At 37.6% G+C, this 15,846-nt stretch carries 15 protein-coding genes; 5 read left to right on the forward strand and 10 right to left on the reverse strand.

Annotation, left to right across the window (positions count from 1 at the left end; translation table 11 throughout):
* The first annotated feature begins 67 nt into the window (after nt 1-67).
* Nucleotides 68-634 carry a hypothetical protein gene (locus MM214_RS06585; RefSeq protein WP_241293486.1) on the forward strand — a complete coding sequence of 189 codons (567 nt, stop codon included), beginning with the start codon at nt 68-70 and terminating at the stop codon, nt 632-634.
* 488 nt (nt 635-1,122) lie between these two features.
* Nucleotides 1,123-3,303: a TonB-dependent receptor gene (locus MM214_RS06590; protein ID WP_241293489.1), complete on the forward strand. Its 2,181-nt coding sequence runs from the start codon at nt 1,123-1,125 to the stop codon at nt 3,301-3,303.
* Between the two features lie 131 nt (nt 3,304-3,434).
* Here the strand turns inward: MM214_RS06590 and MM214_RS06595 are convergent, their stop codons facing one another.
* Together MM214_RS06595 and MM214_RS06600 are read right to left on the reverse strand one after the other, a co-directional pair.
* Nucleotides 3,435-4,565, reverse strand: coding sequence for an ATP-binding protein (locus MM214_RS06595; RefSeq protein WP_241293492.1), 1,131 nt, complete (start codon nt 4,563-4,565; stop codon nt 3,435-3,437).
* 214 nt (nt 4,566-4,779) lie between these two features.
* Complete coding sequence (locus tag MM214_RS06600) at nt 4,780-5,172, reverse strand: hypothetical protein (RefSeq protein ID WP_241293494.1); 393 nt, start codon at nt 5,170-5,172, stop codon at nt 4,780-4,782.
* A gap of 376 nt (nt 5,173-5,548) precedes the next feature.
* On the opposite strand from MM214_RS06600, the gene MM214_RS06605 reads away from it, so the two are divergent.
* Nucleotides 5,549-6,139 (forward strand): hypothetical protein, encoded by a 591-nt coding sequence (locus MM214_RS06605; protein ID WP_241293496.1) that lies wholly within the window; start codon nt 5,549-5,551, stop codon nt 6,137-6,139.
* 472 nt (nt 6,140-6,611) lie between these two features.
* Here the strand turns inward: MM214_RS06605 and arsB are convergent, their stop codons facing one another.
* The 6 genes from arsB to MM214_RS06635 all read right to left on the reverse strand — a co-directional run bounded on the left by arsB (nt 6,612) and on the right by MM214_RS06635 (nt 11,027).
* Nucleotides 6,612-7,640, reverse strand: coding sequence for an ACR3 family arsenite efflux transporter (gene arsB, locus MM214_RS06610; RefSeq protein WP_241293499.1), 1,029 nt, complete (start codon nt 7,638-7,640; stop codon nt 6,612-6,614).
* Nucleotides 7,641-7,807: 167 nt separating this feature from the next.
* A complete protein-coding gene (locus MM214_RS06615) occupies nt 7,808-8,428 on the reverse strand; it encodes a low molecular weight phosphatase family protein (protein ID WP_241293502.1) in 621 nt (206 codons plus the stop codon).
* Between the two features lie 83 nt (nt 8,429-8,511).
* A complete protein-coding gene (locus tag MM214_RS06620) occupies nt 8,512-9,054 on the reverse strand; it encodes a DUF6428 family protein (RefSeq protein ID WP_241293505.1) in 543 nt (180 codons plus the stop codon).
* Nucleotides 9,055-9,131: 77 nt separating this feature from the next.
* Nucleotides 9,132-9,308, reverse strand: a complete 177-nt coding sequence (locus MM214_RS06625) for a hypothetical protein (protein WP_241293508.1) — start codon at nt 9,306-9,308, stop codon at nt 9,132-9,134.
* 490 nt (nt 9,309-9,798) lie between these two features.
* The gene (locus MM214_RS06630; protein ID WP_241293511.1) at nt 9,799-10,128 is read right to left on the reverse strand and encodes an ArsR/SmtB family transcription factor; all 330 of its coding nucleotides are present in this window, start codon (nt 10,126-10,128) and stop codon (nt 9,799-9,801) included.
* 155 nt (nt 10,129-10,283) lie between these two features.
* Entirely contained in the window at nt 10,284-11,027 is a 744-nt protein-coding gene (locus MM214_RS06635) for an energy transducer TonB (RefSeq protein ID WP_241293514.1), read from the reverse strand.
* A 150-nt stretch (nt 11,028-11,177) separates the two neighbouring features.
* Between MM214_RS06635 and MM214_RS06640 the strand changes: the two genes are divergently transcribed.
* Nucleotides 11,178-12,440, forward strand: a complete 1,263-nt coding sequence (locus MM214_RS06640; protein WP_241293517.1) for a hypothetical protein — start codon at nt 11,178-11,180, stop codon at nt 12,438-12,440.
* Nucleotides 12,441-12,630: 190 nt separating this feature from the next.
* Nucleotides 12,631-13,323, forward strand: coding sequence for a carbonic anhydrase (locus MM214_RS06645; protein WP_241293520.1), 693 nt, complete (start codon nt 12,631-12,633; stop codon nt 13,321-13,323).
* On the opposite strand, the gene MM214_RS06650 is transcribed toward MM214_RS06645, so the two are convergent.
* Both MM214_RS06650 and omp85 read right to left on the reverse strand, forming a co-directional pair.
* Nucleotides 13,320-14,264, reverse strand: a complete 945-nt coding sequence (locus MM214_RS06650; protein ID WP_241293523.1) for a hypothetical protein — start codon at nt 14,262-14,264, stop codon at nt 13,320-13,322. The genes MM214_RS06645 and MM214_RS06650 overlap by 4 nt on opposite strands.
* Nucleotides 14,265-14,318: 54 nt before the next feature.
* Nucleotides 14,319-15,827: an Omp85 family outer membrane protein gene (gene omp85 / locus MM214_RS06655; RefSeq protein ID WP_241293526.1), complete on the reverse strand. Its 1,509-nt coding sequence runs from the start codon at nt 15,825-15,827 to the stop codon at nt 14,319-14,321.
* Nucleotides 15,828-15,846: the final 19 nt, after the last annotated feature.

The following is a 15,846-nucleotide window of genomic DNA, read 5'->3' on the forward strand; positions in this document are numbered from 1 at the left end:
ATTGAACCTTAGACTTGTCTTTTGTCTCGTGCAAGAGGCAAGTCTTTTTCATAAAATGCAAGGAAATATGAAGATTCAACTGTATGTTTTGATGATGACCTTATGCTTGTTGACATCATGTAATACACAAGGAAAATACAATGCTGATAAGCAGCTTGGTGAGAAAGAGCAACACCAGATCATGCTATCAGTAATCAGGTACATGGGACATTTACCTAAAAAAGGAACCCATGAAAACAAGTTTGAAAGGCAGTTTGATGAATACTATTCAAAGCTAGCCCTTGACTATACCGTGGAAGCCTACCACAAAGGAAGTGACTTTGAGTATTTTATGGCAAGTAGAATTGCCCCTTCTCTTAAAGTCAAAAAGGTAGCCATAGGTGTCAAAATGATCAGAAATTCAAATGGGGAAATTGAGTTTTATGAAGAAGTCTTTAGAACTTGGAAATTTGAAGAAGATGAAATGCTTGAAAAAGGCATGATGCTTTTTGACTTGATGGTAAAAGGCGAGGACCTGAGCCCTTACTATCCTCAAAACTCTGGAAAAGAAGAATACATTGAATTCCCTGATCAAAAAGTATCTTATGATATTGAGCAAAGAAGATGGGTAAGTTCAGCAGAGGCTATTCAATAAAATATTGATTTTGATCCATTAAAAAAATTGAAGCTGGCAATCTAGCTTCAATTTTTTTTGCTATTTTTCGAATGTGTACAAATACATTTCATACATATTGATTTTTTACCTGTTTGTTCAGATAACTGGTTCTATTCATACGGAGCATGAATGCGACCATGGTCCAGAACATACAGAGCAGCATGAATCTGATCATGCGGAGAATCAATGTTGCCCACCTTTTTCTGTTTGCAAAGTATGCTCTCTGTTTGTCTTTGAAATGACATGGCAATTTGAACCTGCGGTATTTATCATTGCTCATAAATCTAGTTCTATATTGATAGAACCAAGCTACCTTTCATCCATTATACAAATCTGGCAGCCTCCCAAGCTTGCCTAATTTTTCTTTTCCCAAAAGGAATATTTTAGTCTCCTGTATTGATTAAGGTCAATTGATCTATTCTGGGGCTATCAAAATTTAGTTTTTATTCAATTTACCATTTTCTTAAATGAAAAAAATATTATCACTTGGCCTAATTTGGCTAAGCATGAACACTTATATGCATGCACAAGATCTTCAAGTGCTTGTCAAAGATGAACACGAAGGCACTCCGCTATTTGGAGTTTCTATGCTGATACAAGAAAATAAACAAGGATCAGTTTCTGATGAAAATGGACTGATTACTTTTTCAAACCCACCAGTAGGAAAGATTACGCTAAGGTTCCAACTGGTAGGTTATGAGCGAAAACAAATCTCCATAAATTGGCCCGAAGATGCCTCAGCAATACCGCTGGAGGTACTTCTCCACGAGGAGCATGGCGAGCTAGAGTCTGTCACTGTGTCCTCCACCAGAAGCTCACGAACCATAGCAGATATACCTACAAGGATTGAGCTTGTTGCTGGAGAAGAGTTGGATGAAAAAGTAAACATGAAACCTGGTGACATCAGAGTCCTCTTGAGTGAAAGTACGGGGATTCAAGTGCAGGTGACTTCACCTACTTCAGCCAATGCTGGTATCAGAATCCAAGGATTGGATGGTCGATATACCCAAATCTTAAAGGATGGATTCCCACTTTATTCCGGAGCGGCAAGTGGACTGGGTCTTTTACAAATCCCACCTTTGGACTTGCAGCAAGTGGAATTGATCAAAGGATCAGCCTCTACTCTCTATGGTGGAGGTGCGATAGCAGGATTGGTGAATTTGATCTCAAAAAGGCCTACTGAGTCAGGAGAGCTAAGCTTCGTACTCAATGGAACCAATGCTAGAGGTTTTGACGCATCAGGGTTCTATGGAAAGCGAAACGACAAAGTTGGGACTACCCTCTTTGCTGCATACAATACCAATGCACCATTTGATCCAGCTGGGATAGGACTAAGTGCCATTCCAAAGTTTGACAGATTTACCTTCAACCCAAAATTATTTCTATATCCTTCTTCCAAAACTGATATAGAGCTTGGACTCAATGCAAGCATAGAAGATAGGGTCGGTGGCAACATGAGCTACTTGAGAGGAAATAGAGACAATTTACAGGCTTTTTTCGAAAGCAATCAAAGTGAACGAATCAGTAGCCAATTTGTACTCAATCACAAGCTAGATGAAAATAGAAAGCTACAAGTGAAAAATAGCTACAATTATTTTGACAGAAGGCTCGCAACACCAGGCTATGATTTCAATGCCGTGCAGCAATCCACCTTTACAGAAGTAAACTATCAGCTAGATAAAAAGAATACGGAATGGGTTTTGGGAGGAAATGTATGGACTGAAGCTTTCAAAGAAGAACAAACAAGCAGTTTTCCAGTGAGAGACTATAGCTTGAATACTTTTGGGGCTTTTGCGCAGAACAACACCAATTTGAGTGAAAAGTGGGTACTAGAATCTGGGTTGAGGGCTGATCATGTTCTGGACTATGGCTGGGCATTTTTGCCAAGACTGGCTTTGATGTACAAAGCAAATGTGAATTTCAGTTCTAGGTTTGGTGGAGGATTGGGCTACAAGGCACCGACGATTTTCACTGAAGAGAGCGAAAGGTTGCAGTATCAGAATATCCAGCCAATCGATACTGATTTCAATACTTTGGAGAAAAGCTATGGACTGAATTGGGATTTGAATTACAAGACTTCATTGTTCAATGACCAACTGTTTTTCAGTGTCAACCATTTGTTTTTCTACACTTATTTGAACAATCCCTTATTCTTGGAATCCACTGGAGGGACAGCTTTCCGATTTGTAAACATAGACGGATACAGTGACACCAAAGGGACGGAGACCAATGTGAAGTGGGAGTATGGTGATTTCAAATGGTTTATGGGCTACACCTATACCCATGCCCGCATCAATACCAATGGCATCATGAGAGACAACCCGCTCACACCAAGACACAGGATCAATTCCGTGCTATTCTATGAAGTGCATGATAAGTGGAAAATCGGCTGGGAGTCCTATTATTTCAGTGAGCAGCAACTCAGCGATGGGTCTGTCGGTCAGTCCTACTGGATCATGGGCTTTATGGCGGAGAAGATTTGGGAGAAATTTTCGGTATTTATTAATTTCGAAAATTTCCTAGATGCCCGTCAAACCCGATTTGATACCATTTTCACAGGCAGTATAGATAATCCGGGTTTCAGAGAAATCTATGCGCCATTGGATGGCTTTGTGATCAATGGAGGGGTTAAGCTGAGGCTGATGTAGTTCAAATAGGCCAAATATTTCGATTATAATCTAAAAATTACGCCTAATTTTTCGATTACGTTCGAAAAATTAGGCGTGTTCAATTAAGAGATTTAACTTTTCCAAAGTTTAGAACTTTGGAAAAGTTACTTTCAAAACAGAAATTCTTCAAAATTGCTTCTGTTGATCAATGAAGTACGGTGCTCAGGATAGGCTTGAAGAAAAGATGCTGGGAATCTTACCTTTTGGTCTTTCCATTTGAACTCAAAGGCATCAAGAATACCACCTTCCTCTTCGATGTAATCTATTTCCGCTTTATCATGAGTTCTCCAAAAATAGGTATTGACAAACCTGTTGTTATAATGGTTAGATTTCATTCTTTCAGAAACAAGAAAGTTTTCCCAAAGGGCACCCTTATCCATGCGCATTTCAGGAATAGAAAAGTTATTGATCAAAACATTTCTGATACCATTATCATAAAAATAGTATTTCTTACCCTTCTTGATTTCGTTTCGAAGATTTCTACTGAAAGCAGGAAGTTTGAAAATCACATATGCTTTTTCCAATAGATCAAGATACTTTTCTACGGTAGCAGTATCAATATTGCCAACTGTCTGAGCAAGCTCATGATAGCTGACCTCACTGCCAATTTGAAACGCTAAAGCTTTTAGAAGTTTATCAATATGGCTTGGCTTACGAATATTATCTATTTGTAAAATGTCTTTGTAGAGATAGCTTTGAGCTATTTCTATCAATATCTCTTTCTCTCTACCGGGATTATTGACTACATCTGGATAAGAGCCATATATCAACCTTGTATCCAGAAGTCTTTTTGCTTCCAATCGAGAAGTGGAATCAGCCAATTCTTGATAGCTTAAAGGGAAAAGGTGGAATGTTTTTTTTCTTCCTGTAAGAGGTTCTGCGGTATTATTTTGGAGATCAAATGCAGAAGAACCTGTAGCTATTATTTGAATTTCAGCTTTGCTATCGTAAATCAATTTCAGCTTTTTACCAATATCTGGAATTTGCTGAGCCTCATCGATTATGACCAACTTGTTGTTTGAGCCGATTAATTGAATCAGCTGTGTACTTGTCTTCGCCTCTGTAAAAGCCTCTAGAATATCTGCTTCATCAGCATTGAGCCATACTGAAGGTTGGTTTATCTCTTTCAGCAATTCTTCCAACAGGGTAGTTTTGCCAACTTGTCGAGCACCAAGGAGTAAAATAACTTTCCCTTTGAAGCAATTCTGTAAGATTTTATTTAAGAGAACTCTATTAACCATATACTCCAAAATTGTGATATAAATTTAGAAAAGTAAATGGTTTAATCGAAATTTTAGGCTGAATATTTCGATTATAATCTAAAAATTACGCCTAATTTTTAGATTACGATCGGAATTTTAGGCGTGTTCAATTAGGAGATTTAACTTTTCCAAAGTTCTGAACTATGGAAAAGTTTTATTTTAGATAAGACCTAATACTGTTCTCAACCAAAATCTAAAAATTTTCAAAATCATATCTTCGAAGTTTTTCTTTTACTATTTCGCTGTATTTCTGGGAAAGTCTCCAGTTTTTCTGTTTTTCGATAATAAAATTAAAAGTTTTACTGGACTCAACTTTATTTAGTCTCAATGCAGAATCTATCATAGCTCCGACTTTCGCTGAATTTGCCCCTATTTCAGCATAAGAAACCGAAAGCTGGATAAATTCATGATAACCTAAAGTATCCATAGCTTCAATTTTACGAATCTTTTCCTTTCCCCTTTCAGAGAACCAATCAGGTACGTCAACAAGATTTTTTTCTGATTTATCTTTTTCTATTTGGCAATAACTTTTTGACATTATAAAAAAAGCAATCATTAGTACACATAAATATTTTAACTTTTTCATAATCAAAAATTTAAGGCCGTAAATATTAGTTAATTTATGAAATCTAATTCCTCTAAACAAATATTTAACTACAAAACATTTTAAAAAACTGATTTTCAGCACCAATAGAGTAATATAAAATCAGAATTTCAAAATAACTCCAGCTTAACCTTACATCTACATTAGTATTCTACTCAATGCAAAGCACATTCAAAAAGCTAGATAACCAATTTTGGGCATGGTTTCTATTTAGTATTATTAAACAGCCGATTGAAGATGTAATTCATTTTTAGCAATTGGTAATAATATTGGTATGTCAATAAATTTTCTTTGGAATAACAAGCTCTACCTACTACTTTAGACTTGGTTTTAATCACTTTGAAATTCATTCTGCATCATGAAGAAAATAATACTATTCTACTTTATATTATTGGCAATATCCTCCTGTGTCAATGTCAACCTTAGTCGAAGTAGGTTAACAGACCAAATAAAGAGCTTTGATTCATTCCTTTTTCTGTATAGTAATGAAGATGGCAATTTTGAAGAGTGGAATGAAGAAAGCTTTAATCAAATCTTGAAATCATCTTTCAATGGAAGTGAGCAAGAAAGTAAAAGAGAAACTTTCTCTTACTATCTTAGAAAGCATTTAAAAGACAAAAAAATATACAGTGCAGATCAAGTTTTTACAGGTAAAAGCACTGTAGATTATGCTGATTTTATGGCTACCATTGAGCATATAAAATTTGATGGTATACTCTTGATTCATGACAAAGGCAACTTAAGAAAAGATCAAGTGTCAATGGAAACAAGAAGTTCAAAGTCATATACAGCTTACCAAATTTTTTTAATAGACAAATTAAACTATAAATATTCGTGGGTTGGAGATTTCGAAGCAGAGGCAAATGAAATGCAAGAAGTTCCAAAAATCTATCAACAAGTCGTCAAAGAGCTAGTTTCTAAGCTAGATCAAAATGGATTTTTGAAATGATGGCTGTGCATATTCATATGGTGTATCAAGTTTTACTTAAGTTCCAAATATTAATCTTTTTCGATATATCTAGCTTTTAAAATCGTTGTATTATGGAAATCTGGTAGATACGAGGTGAAAATTTGATAGAGGTATTGCTGATCAAGTATCCACCAATATCTATTTCTGATTATACGCTTTTTTGCCAGTAACTTCAATTCATTGGCTCAACAGGTTGTTAATGGTCAATATCCATAAGTATCCAATATCAATTTATATCGGAAGTTAGATAAATCGGAATTTTGTAATGATATTGGCAGAGTTCCGTATATCCATATATCTATTTCAACACATCTCACCTAAATCATATTTCAATTGTATTTTACGAAGTATATTTCAATTCTATTTCACAAAGTACATTTCCATCTTATTTCAAGATTTTGACCTCCGAAAGGTAAAGTATATACCTCTTAAACTGATAAGCTTCAAATCCCTAATACTTCCACCTATTCGCCAAAGCCACCAAGCTGAGCATAATCGGCACCTCCACCAATACACCTACCACAGTCACCAATGCAGCAGGGCTTTGCAATCCGAATAAAGCTATCGCCACGGCTACTGCCAATTCAAAGAAATTGCTTGCGCCAATCATCGCAGCCGGAGAACAGATGGCGTGCGGAAGCTTGAGTTTGCGACCACCAAACCAGGCAATGAAGAATATAAAATAGGTCTGAATGATCAGTGGAATCGCAATCAAGACAATAATCAATGGGTTGTTCAGGATATTTGGTCCTTGGAAGGCGAATAATAGCACCAAAGTAAGCAATAAGGCGAAGATGCTGACTGGTTTGAACTTTGGTAGAAACTCATTTTTGAACCATGTCTCGCCTTTTCGACTGATCATGATCTTGTTTGTAATAACTCCCGCAATCAAAGGCACTACCACAAAAATCAACACGGATGCTACCAAAGTTCCATAGGGAATCGTGATATCCGTAATCCCCAACAGCAATCCTACCAAAGGTACAAATGCCACCAAAATGATCAAGTCGTTTACAGAAACCTGTACCAAGGTATAATTGGGGTCTCCATCTGTCAAATAAGACCACACAAAAACCATGGCGGTACAGGGTGCAACACCTAGAAGTATCGCACCTGCAATATATTCCTCAGCAAGCTCAGGCTCAATGTAGGCAGCATACAACTTGTCAAAGAATATCCATGCAAAGAATGCCATGGTAAACGGTTTGATCAGCCAATTGATCACCAAAGTCAAAATCAATCCTTTTGGAGCTTTTCCCACTCCTTTGATACTTCCAAAATCAATCTGCAACATCATCGGATAAATCATCAGCCAGATCAATATTGCTATAGGAATATTGACATTATAGACCTCCATATCCGACAAAAAGGTGATATCCTCTCCCGCTAAATGACCGATCAGAATTCCTACACCTATACACAAGGCGACCCAGAGGGTCAAATACTTTTCAAAAAAGGCTATTTTTTTGGTTTCAGGCATTTTTTATCTAATTGAAATAGGGTGAAATTGTAAGATTTGATATTTGATGGATATTAGCTATGCGATATTTTTAGATATTATTTTTCAGACCTTTGCGGATAATATAGCTTATCTTCTCTGGTGATTGTAATTGATCAATATCTAAAAATATCCAATATCAATTAATATCAATTTGTAACTTTTACAATTTTAGAAAACACAAATAACATCTCCGAACCTATCTGAAGTGATCTTTCATCATACTTAATAGCCTCCTGATCTGTATCATCGAAGGCTTTTGGGTCTTCATATCTTACCGGGATCCTAGCCTCTGCACCTGGGATAAATGGGCAGTTTTCATCTGCATGGGAGCAGGTCATGATCGCAGCAAAAGCTGAAGGAGCATTGGCGGCATCATCATACATTTTGCTGAAAGTGACTATAGGATGCGCATCGTCTGAATAGAAAACAAAGTACTTGGGATTAGATTCGCCATCTTTACTTACTTTGAAACCAAATCTTTTGATTGAAGCCACGGCTCTTTCGTTGAAAGCTGTCACTTCTACGCCGCCAGAGAAGGAGTTGACATCAATGCCGTAGTATTCGGCAGCAACTTTTCCCCAGATTTGGGAAAATTGGCTTCTGCGGGAGTTGTGTGTGCAGATAAAATTCAAGTTGATCACTTGATCTTGATCAATTTTCTTCTGAATGTAATCAATCAGGACTTGAAGCACGGCTTGGCGTTCTTCACTAATCGGCAGCGCCAGTGCTTGCTCGATGTGGGCGTGGAGGGGTGGGTATAGGTTCATAGTATATTGTACCAAGTACCAAGTACGAAGTACCAAGACTGCACCTTACTTGGTACATGGTACTTTGTACTTCGTACAATGAATTAACAGCATCCTGAGCCAGGCTCGCAGCTATTGGCTGCCTGAAGGGAAGCTAGGGAAACTTTGACTTTTGTTTTTTCAGAAACTGGGCCACAGCAGGCAGCAGCTTTTTCTTCTGGTGTAGAAGCTCTGTCTTTGGCTTTGCAGGTAGTTTGGTCAGGTGTAAGTTGTACGATCAATGCATTGCCAGTGTCCTTGATATTGTGGATAGGAAGTACAGCAGTCGGGAAAAGGGAGTTACCATACTCAAATTTGATCTCAGTATTTGGATAGGTTTCTCTTACTTTGTTGACTACCTCGAAGATTTTCAATGCCTTGTTACTATCTACCGCATGATCTGGTTCAGGGATTTCATTTTCCCATAGCTGGATATGCACTTCTGACCATTGGTTACGGATTCCACCGCAGTCTACTGTATCATAATTTACATTCTTGATCTCGGTGATATGGTAATCCGTTCTCACATATTGACCAGTTTGATATTCGAAGAAAAGTGCCTTTTCAGTATTTTCTCGTAGGATTTGGGTAAATTCTGAAGTTTTCATTTTTATTAGATTTTAGATATGAGACGCAAGACATGAGACTTTTTAATTTAAAGCTCTGTCTTTGCTCACAATATTTTTTAATTGAACTTGATAAATCTCATTAATGGGATACTTGAAATCGCGACATTGATCTTTGGCTCTCGCTCTCTGTCTCTCGCTCTTGTTTCTTGTTTCTTGTTTCTTGTTTCTAATCTCCCCGGGTTAAAACCCAGGGCTAAGATGTCGGTCGTCCTTACAGGACTTATTGTTGACAAGGATGGTTTATAGCTTATTTTTTTTACTAAAAGATCAAAGATTGATGCATATATTCTCTTATTTCGCCGCACCTTTGTACCCATAGGTAGAGGCATATTCCAACTTTATTTCGCTTTGGCTTATATTCCCTCTTGCTTCTTGTTTCTTGTTTCTAATCTCCCCGGGTTAAAACCCAGGGCTAAGATGTCGGTCGTCCTTACAGGACTTATTGTTGACAGGGATGGTTTATAGCCTGTTTTTTTACTAAAAGATCAAGGATTGATTCATATATTCTCTTATTTCGCTGCACCTTTCTAACCATAGGTAGAGGCATATTCCAACTTTATTTCGCTTTGGCTTATATCCCTCTTGCTTCTTGTTTCTTGTTTCTAGTTTCTTGTTTCTTGTTTCTTGTTTCTTGTTTCTAGTTTCTTGTTTCTAGTTTCTTGTTTCTTGTTTCTAGACACTTGACTCTTGACAAACGTCTCATGTCTAGTATCTCACATCTATTCAGCAGCAACCCGAGATTTTCGGAAATCCACCAAACAGCTCCTGGAATAGATGCTGCACTTCTGTCCATCTGATAGGATCAATGCAATAACATACAGAAACCCCCTCAATACTTCCTTTAATGAGTCCCGTTTCTTTAAGCTCTCTGAGATGTTGAGAAATCGTGGCTTGTGCAAGCCCTAATTCTTGAACCAAATCCCCATTGATACATGTGTCTGATTGGATCAAATATTCAAGGATCGCTATTCGCGCAGGATGTGCAAATACTTTGGCAATTTTTGCCAATTCATTCTGTTTTTCTGTGAATAAGTCAGTTCTGGTGACACCCATTTTTGATATATTTAATTACATTGCAATATTACGATATATTATCAAGATTAATACCCCACTATCAAAAAATTTAATCCAGAAATGTGTCCTATTTTTTTATCAAAGGTTCACTGAGTAATCAAAACTTTGGAAACCAAATGCCAAAAAATGCGCTATCACCCTAGCCTAAACTTAACCGGAAAATACATCCAAGCTTGAATAGTTTCACCTTTTAAATTTTTGGCTGGTATAAATCCCCCTTTATACTTTCTCAAAACCCTATTTACTTCATCTATTAGAGATTTATCTACGCTCAAATTGTTCATTATTTTGTATTGTACCAATTGCCCAGACTCATCTATCTCTGCGCCAACCCATACATCTCCCTGAGCACCTTTTCTCCGGGCAATGAGAGGATAAGTCAATACTTCCCTCAACCAAAGATCAAAAACATTCTGGTCAGTAAAACTTGGTTTGAAGATATCTCTATCAATAAGTAACTTTTCACCATCTGGTAAAATCACGTAACCAGAACAATCCCCTTCACATTTTATCTCTGAGACTATTTCATTGTCTACTAATATTTTTACCTGATTGGTTTTAATTCCTTTTATTTCTAGACGAGTAAAATCAAGCATACCACTTGAATCATATAACTTTTCTTCTTCATAACTGACAGACTCTCCATCTATCTTAAGAAAACTTGATCTACTCTCTTTGACCAATACACCCTCTAGAGAATAAATCTTATAAGTCTTCTTACTATCAGAAGCTATAGATTCCTCCATATTATACACATGCTGACCAGCTCCTTGACCCAAAGGATAAAAATGCTCATTTAGTGGTATTGCTACTTTTGATTGTGCTAAAGCACTCATGCTTACAAACAGCATCAGCACTTTAAAAATGGCTTTTCTCATATTTTAAACAAATTTAAGATTTCAATATAGCAAAATTCTAATGTAATGTCCAAGAGTGAATTAATAAAATAGTGATATAAATTCTTGGACATTTTTTGCAACTTTGTTGCATTAAAGAAACTACCACTATACCTTTGTAAGAAAAAAACTATGAAAAAGTATTATGCATTTGCGAGTGCACTATTGTTTTCAGCATTGATAGGCTGTAAAGAAAATGAAGAGCCTGTGATAGATGAGCCAAACTTTGAAGAGACGGAAAGTGAGTGGATTCGACTTGCCCATTGGAATGAAGAGGCAAAAATAGGTCTTCTCAATCCCACCAATAATAACAACACTCAGCCTGATCTTTCTCCTTTTCATGCAGACGGCGCAAATTACCTTTCATCTTCTGGAAGGTATATAGTATCCATTGAGAGAGTAGATGGAAAAGTAAGGTTTTTTGATACTGGAATAGAGAACCACAATGACCACGGTCATGAATATACTCCAAAGTGGATCACTGCCACAGCGAATGCTCCACTACCCACACATTTCTCTACCACCAATGGACAGATCATCATATTCAATGATGGGGATGGAAGTGTCACTTGGGCAAGAGAAAGCACATTAGAGACACCAAGCTTCAGCCCTACAATAATTTCAAACATTGGAAATGGTGTGCATCATGGTGCCGCTACATGGCTTACAGGCAACAAGTTTGCGGTAACTTTCAAAGATGAAAATGCATCAGGATCTCTTCCTCAGCGCGTAAAATTGATAGACAATACTGGCCAAGTGATCTATCAAAATGAAGCCGTCACGGTAACAGGAATCCATGGAGATGCTTCCAATGGAAAGTACGCTATATTCGGTGCAGCAGAGGGAGTGATCGTAGCATCAGACAATAACCAAATCAAATTGATCCCAAATCCGAGTCCACTTAATGCTACCTCTGGAAACTGGATGGGTACCATCAAAGCCAATGACAACATCAATACTTTCTATGGCTATGCCCGCCAACAGGGAATCTTTGAGATCAACCCTGCCATGGATGCCATTACGCCTGTACTTCTTTCTAACACCATCAAAACTTACTTCCTAAGTGCAGATGGTGGCTACCTTATTGTCCAACTGAATGACAACACGGTCAAAGTATTTGATACTGCCAACAGAAATGAAGTAGCTTCTAAATCAATCGCATCTGCCGAAGCTTCTGTCAACCCAACAGCAAAAACAGCCAATGAATGGGACCATTACAGACTGATGAATGAAGATAGCCCTATTTTGACAGCTTCTGAGAACTTCCTTTATGTATTATCACCAGACAAAAAGAAAATAGACATCAAGAGTTTGAGTAACTTGAATACTTTGAAAACCATAGATGCTCCCAGCAATACATCAAATATCTTAAGAGTAGGTTTTCAGACGAAATAAAAAATCAAAACCTAAAATTTTCACTTAAAAAAGGCTATCTCAATTTGAGTTTGAGATAGCCTTTTTATTAGATAACTTAACCTATAAATGCGTATCCTTTTTGAATTGCATGCTTAAGTGACAATGTTCACCAAGTGAGTGGTAATATTTTGAGATTTTTGGCATTCAAAAAATAAACTATTTAGTAAAAATGCGTCAAATTATAATGATTGTAGCTGCACTTGCATTGTTATCTATATCATGCAAGAGAAGCTCTGAAGATCAACATCTGGAAAATATTCCAACTGACCACCTTTTAGAAACACTCTTGAATGGTAATAAGAGATTTGCATCTGATCATCCTATACATCCTGACCAAGGCCAAGAGAGACTCAAAAATCTGGCAATAAGTCAACATCCTGCTATAGCGATTGTAAGTTGCTCTGATTCTAGAGTGTCACCAGAACTCATTTTTGACCAAGGCTTGGGAGACTTGTTTGTGATTCGAAATGCTGGAAATATAGTAAGTGACAATGAACTTGGCAGTATTGCTTATAGTATTGAGCATTTGGGTGTTTCATTGGTTGTCATCTTAGGTCACACGAAATGTGGTGCTATTGGAGCATTTGTTGAACACGATCATAATCACGAGGTACAATATTCAGAATTTATTTTAAAAATTATCGATTTTATAAATCAAGAAGAGGAAGAGAAAGTACTACTAAGGTCTGATCCTGATTTTTACCAAAAAGCTATCGAAGCAAATGTCTTACACGGAATTCATGAGATAAAAAACAAAATACCAATGGTCGAGAAACTGATAAATGATGAGAAACTCATTCTTGTGGGTGCCATCTACGATGTGGATACAAGAGAAGTAATCGTGATCAAAGATGCAGACTAAAGAGACTCAATTTTGTTGAGAAAGTATAAGAGGTCTTTGTTGATCAAGGCTATTTGGGACTCAACTTGGTCAAGCATCTCTGATCTGATTTTTAATAAATCGGAAGCATACTCACCTCCATCATCTAGCATCACAGACATCCCAGAATAATTCAAATTATAGGCCTCCCATCTTTTGATCAGCTGGTTTTTGAGAGAAACATTTTCTTCATTGTTTCTCTCACTATTGAAATAATACCAAACTGAAGGAGGGAAATAGGAAGGTCTACTATCTCCCTCATATACATCTCTGAGAACATTTTTGGGATGATCAATGCTGACCTTTTTATCCATCCTAAGAATCGATACACCCAAAATCACCTCTGCAAGACCACCTGCAATTCCAAAGTAATCCAACCAATCTCCAACTTCATCATTGGCTGCTACAGAGACACCCTGACTGACACCCACAGTCGCTCCTATTACAATTGCAGCTACTGTCAGATTTCTTTCTCTTTTCCTTAAACTTCTATCCAAAAAAGTAGCTAGCTGCTCAGCCTTTTCCTCTTCACAATCTATGGCAGACATCAAAGCATTGATCTCTAGATCCATTCTCATGACCCTAGTGATAATTTTCATTTTCAATTCTAGCCTTTTGGTATCGCTTAGCTCCCCATTCAGGTATGACTCCAGCTCATCAACCAAGTTGAGTGCTATAGCCATGTCTATAGATTTATCATCCAGCCCGTCCATCCATGGTTTTTCTACCTTTAGCTCTTCAATCTCAAACTCGTCTCTACTTTCCTCAAATGAAAGTCCTTGCAGACACTCTCCTTGAAAAGATGTAGGAGAATCAATGATTTTCTTGCTGGCACACGATGTACCAAGGACCAATACCACAAAGAATAGCATTCCATAATAGTTTAAAAAGTAAGAACAGCTAAATTGTTGTGATTTTTTCATATCCAACAAAGTAGCTGTTTTTGGAATAAGTTTCAAAGAAGTATTTAGTATATTTTAGAAAATATGACCAAAGCCAAAAAAGAACTGTCCACCCTCTCTACTTTGAGCATAATCCAATCTAAGTACGGTCGATTGATTCCAAGCGATCCTACCACCAATTCCCGGAGCACCGCGGAAATTATTCAGCTGCACATCACTGAGCCCTTCCCATACGGTACCAAAATCATAAAAAGGGGTAACTCCTAATGCAAAATGTTGATTGAAAGCATTGAAGTCATATAAACGAGCTCTCATTTCTAAATTCACCAAACCTACTGTAGGTGCGAGAAAACGAGCCTCTCTATAACCTCTAAGTGAACGACCACCACCCAGCACCAGGATACCTCCTGCTTCAGCCTGTGAAGAGAGGTCCCACATTTCGATAAAGTTGATATTGGGCCCAAAGATGTGACCAAATGCTGCTAAACCAGCAAAGGTCAACCGGTTTCTGTTATTTTTCCAACGATGAAATGTGTGGATCAATTGACCTTGAACCATGAATTTGTTGAAATTGAAGTCCGATCCCAACCAAGGGGCTGAATATTCATGAGAATATTGTAAGAAAACACCTTTGGAAGGATCTGGTTCCAAATCTCTGGTATCATAGATCAATGCAGCAGCAAGCATAGAAGTGAATTTGTAGTGATCAGAAAAACCCGACAAGTTGAACCTTTCCCAAGTACCATCATTAATTTGCCTATTTACAAGGGTCTGTCTTTGCTCCGCTACCACAGCTGTGCCGTCCACGAGAAAAGCTTCCTCGGCTATTCTTCCAGTATAATCTTCAAATGCCGTAAATAAAGCCTCATAACCAAACATCAATCTAAGCTTTCCGCCCATTTCTACTCTCTCTCCCAAGGCATTAAATAGCAACTCTCTTTGCAAAAACTGATTGTAATGTGTGTCTGTCTGCAATCTACCTCCGTTGCCTGGAACAGCCAACTTGAGATTCTCCTCATATTCGCTTACTCGATTAAATTGCCTTACCCCTCCAGTAACTCCAGAAGACTTGTCTTGAAAACTCAATCTATCCAGAGATTGTCTACCAATACCCCAATATTGGGCATGTGGATCTTCCCATACGACCGCATCAGCTCGAAATCTCCACTTCGAATTGAAAATGTAAGGTACATCAAGGTTCACAGCCGCTCTCACACGCCCATTTTCGAAGATAAAAAACTCCGTATTGATACTATACCTATAAGGTGTATAATAGAAAAATGGATCTTCTTTGGTCTTGTTTTGGAACAAAAACAAATTCCCTCCAATACCAAACCCACGGATCGGATCAAACTCGAATCTAGGCAGACCTGTAGCAAAGAACCCCTCTTTCTTGTTAAGAATGTCTTCTGTAGACAGCTTTTTCTCGTCCGAAAGGTCAAAGGGCAAACTGATCGTGTCCAAAATAGACAACCTATCCACATTTTTATGTGCATTTTGGTCTCTGATACCCAAAGTTGCTTCTTGTGCAGCAATGATTTGGTGCATTCCCACAAAGAGTAGTAGTAATAATAACTTTTTCATGATTAAATAGATTGGTTTT

Origin of the sequence: Belliella kenyensis (assembly GCF_022549675.1) — a bacterium.
GTDB lineage: Bacteria > Bacteroidota > Bacteroidia > Cytophagales > Cyclobacteriaceae > Belliella > Belliella kenyensis.